4 protein-coding genes and 1 pseudogene are annotated in these 3,138 nt (G+C 45.1%); 3 read left to right on the top strand and 2 right to left on the bottom strand.

What is annotated here, in order from left to right; genetic code table 11:
- Positions 1–375: pseudogene (locus ACRC27_RS02755) on the bottom strand (hypothetical protein); the annotation flags it as partial.
- Positions 376–498: 123 nt separating this feature from the next.
- On the opposite strand from ACRC27_RS02755, the gene rnt reads away from it, so the two are divergent.
- The 3 genes from rnt to ACRC27_RS02740 all read left to right on the top strand — a co-directional run bounded on the left by rnt (position 499) and on the right by ACRC27_RS02740 (position 2,301).
- Positions 499–1,200, top strand: coding sequence for a ribonuclease T (rnt, locus tag ACRC27_RS02750; RefSeq protein WP_438639141.1), 702 nt, complete (start codon positions 499–501; stop codon positions 1,198–1,200).
- Positions 1,201–1,442: 242 nt separating this feature from the next.
- Positions 1,443–2,015 carry a PhnA domain-containing protein gene (locus tag ACRC27_RS02745; RefSeq protein ID WP_438628862.1) on the top strand — a complete coding sequence of 191 codons (573 nt, stop codon included), beginning with the start codon at positions 1,443–1,445 and terminating at the stop codon, positions 2,013–2,015.
- A 61-nt stretch (positions 2,016–2,076) separates the two neighbouring features.
- A complete protein-coding gene (locus ACRC27_RS02740; RefSeq protein WP_438639140.1) occupies positions 2,077–2,301 on the top strand; it encodes a hypothetical protein in 225 nt (74 codons plus the stop codon).
- A 180-nt stretch (positions 2,302–2,481) separates the two neighbouring features.
- On the opposite strand, the gene zntB is transcribed toward ACRC27_RS02740, so the two are convergent.
- The coding region (gene zntB / locus ACRC27_RS02735) for a zinc transporter ZntB (protein WP_438639139.1) at positions 2,482–3,138 on the bottom strand (657 nt) is incomplete at its 5' end.

The raw sequence follows: 3,138 nt of genomic DNA, 5'->3' as shown, positions 1-3,138 counted from the left end.
ATGCTTATCTGCCACGTAACCATCAAACTGCTGAAACAGTGTTAATGTCGTTACCGGCTCAGATACCGTACCGGGCATCCAACGGGGAGGTAAAACCAGCAAGGTTGTACGGCGAGTCTCAGCCATCGGGCGAAACATTTGCAACTCAAAGTCGAGGTTGATTTTTTTACTGGCTCGGCTGGTAAATGCACCCGTTCCATAATTAGGGATCGCATGTTCTAAGCGGCATTCAAGCGGTGTATCTTGTGTCATTACCCATTTTGAATCATCAATGCCGGCAAAAAATACCGTATCCGCCCACGAAGGCAGACTGCTCATCAATAACCCAGCCATAGCGATCTGTAGGCTGCCACGCGTAATACAACACTTTATCATTTTTTCACCACTCCTGAATCCTCTCTTCTTAACGGCAAAGCGAAGGAATACTTTAGTTAACCCCCATAAATTGCAATAATAGAGCGCTAACCCGTTCCATTTATACAGCAGCAAAGAGAATCCATGGCTAAAATAACCGACCCTAACAGCCTGAGCGCCCGTTTTCGTGGCTACTTCCCTGTCGTGATTGATGTTGAAACAGGTGGCTTTAACGCAACAACGGATGCGCTTTTAGAGATTGCCGCAGTCACGCTGAAAATGGATGAAAACGGTTGGTTACTGCCCGATCAAAAATTAAGTTTTAACGTTGAGCCTTTTGAAGGGGCGAATTTAAACCCTGAAGCGCTGGCGTTTACCGGCATTGACCCTTATCACCCATTGCGTGGTGCCGTCAGTGAATATGATGCTTTACATGAAATATTCAAAGTGGTGCGAAAAGAGCTCAAAGCGGCTGAGTGTAACCGTGCGATTGTTGTGGCACACAATGCCGCCTTTGATCACGGTTTTTTAATGTCTGCCGCGCAGCGTGCAAACCTAAAACGCAATCCTTTTCACCCTTTTGCAACGTTTGATACTGCCGCACTGAGTGGTTTGGTGTTAGGGCAAACCGTATTGGCAAAGGCCTGTAAAACGGCACACATTCCCTTTGATAATCATCAGGCGCACTCAGCATTATATGATACCGAGCGTACTGCAGAGCTATTTTGTGAGCTGGTGAACCGCTGGAAGCGTTTAGGCGGCTGGCCACTGGCCATTGATATGGAAGATCTGCCTGAAATGGGTGATCAAACCGTTGATAGTACCAGCAATGAAACCCCCGAGTAATTCCGTGATGTAAATCGCCAGAACAAGCAATAATCCTGCGGGAAACCATCATTTCCCGCAGAGCCTATCTTCAAATATACCCTACCTAATTATATATAAATCAATGAAGTGTGATGCTCTTCCAACAATGCATTATTAGGCTTCTTTTTATCTCCTGCCGAGCACAAAAACGCCCTGACTCCCATTGACATCAAGTTTATGCTATATTAATAGCTTATTATTCTGCCCTATCGGAAAAAAACATGTCAGTCGAAGCTACTTTACTGCAACGCAGCAACGCCCATTGTGAACTTTGTGCCAGCGAACAAGATCTTGTTGTTTACCCTGTATCACACTCTGCTACTGATGATGCTGATCACAGCGTATTGTTATGTGAAACCTGCCGCACTCAGATTGAAAACCCAGCTCTGACTGATGTTAGCCACTGGCGTTGTCTGAACGACAGCATGTGGAGTCAGGTTCCCGCTGTACAAGTGATGGCATGGCGTCAACTCAAACAGCTATCAAGCGAAGTATGGGCACATGATCTGTTAGATATGCTCTATCTTGATGACGAAACCCTTGCATGGGCCGCAGCCGGTGTAGCAGAAGAGTCTGATGATACCCAACCAACACTCGACAGCAATGGCAACCCGCTGCAAGACGGTGACTCGGTTACCCTGATTAAAGATTTAGTCGTGAAAGGTGCTAACTTCACGGCAAAACGCGGCACTATGGTGAAGAATATTACGCTAACCAGCAACCCTGAGCACATTGAAGGCCGAGTTAATGGCGTACATATTGTTCTGGTTGCCGCTTTCCTTAAAAAAGCCTAAGTCTGCCTGATTATCGCCTCATCATGGTTATTTGTTGTATCCGATATACGCAATGATCCGTATGCAACAGCTCACGTTATCAACGTATGTTGCTGATGAGGCGAAAGCTCTTAAAAGTAAAAAATACCAAACAAGAAGAAAGAAGAAAGAAGAAAGAAGAAAGAAGAAAGAAGAAAATATTAGGGATATAGATAGCAGCAACACAACAATAGAATATACCGAACATTGGCATAAAAAAAACGCCGATATCATATCGGCGCCGCAAAAATATATATTCGCTATATAATGCAAATAAATTGAAGGAAGTTAAGACAACGTGGAGTACAGCATCCATCGCATAAATACTGTATTCACCTGCGTAGTAGAGTATGCGACAACAGGCTACCTGCTACTTTGATTTTGCTCAATATTTCGGTCATCGTTATCAAATCTAGCCACAAAAGCCTCTTTCTGCGCATAATTATAGCTACAACCAACGCTTTTTCTTCAGCCAGATACCAATACCAATAGCTACCACCACCAGCGTTACACAAAACAGTGTAAAACTACCACGAAACCCCTCACCCGGAATTCCCTCCAAGTTAACACCAAACAGCCCTGTCAAAAATGAGACCGGTAAAAACATCATTGCCAGCAGTGACATCACATATGTACGGCGATTCATTGCATCAGCCAGCAAATTGGCAATTTCGTCGGCCAATACTGATGTACGCGAGATAGCCGCATCCAAATCATCGAGTGTACGGCCAAGACGTTCGGAAACATCCTGCATCCGACGTTTGTCCTCTTCGCTAAACCACGGGATTTTTTCTGCGGCAATACGTGAATACACATCGCGTTGTGGTGAAAGATAACGGCGTAGAATGATTAATTGTTTGCGAATTAACCCCAGTTGGCCCCGATCAGGCACTTTGTGCTCAAGTAGACCATCTTCCAATTCAATGATGGTCTCATGCAGATCATCAATAAATTCAGAAGCATAATCGGTCATTGCATCACACAATTCAACCACCCACTCGCTACTGTCTGTCGGGCCGTTACCCGACCAAAGTGTTGACTCAACATCCTCCACCGGAAACAGACGGCGTTTGCGGGTTGACACAATCAGCTCGCTGGTGATGTA

It is taken from the genome of Plesiomonas sp. (assembly GCF_051650925.1).
Taxonomy (GTDB): domain Bacteria; phylum Pseudomonadota; class Gammaproteobacteria; order Enterobacterales; family CAMTGL01; genus Plesiomonas.
This window is presented reverse-complemented; position numbering and strand designations above follow the sequence as displayed.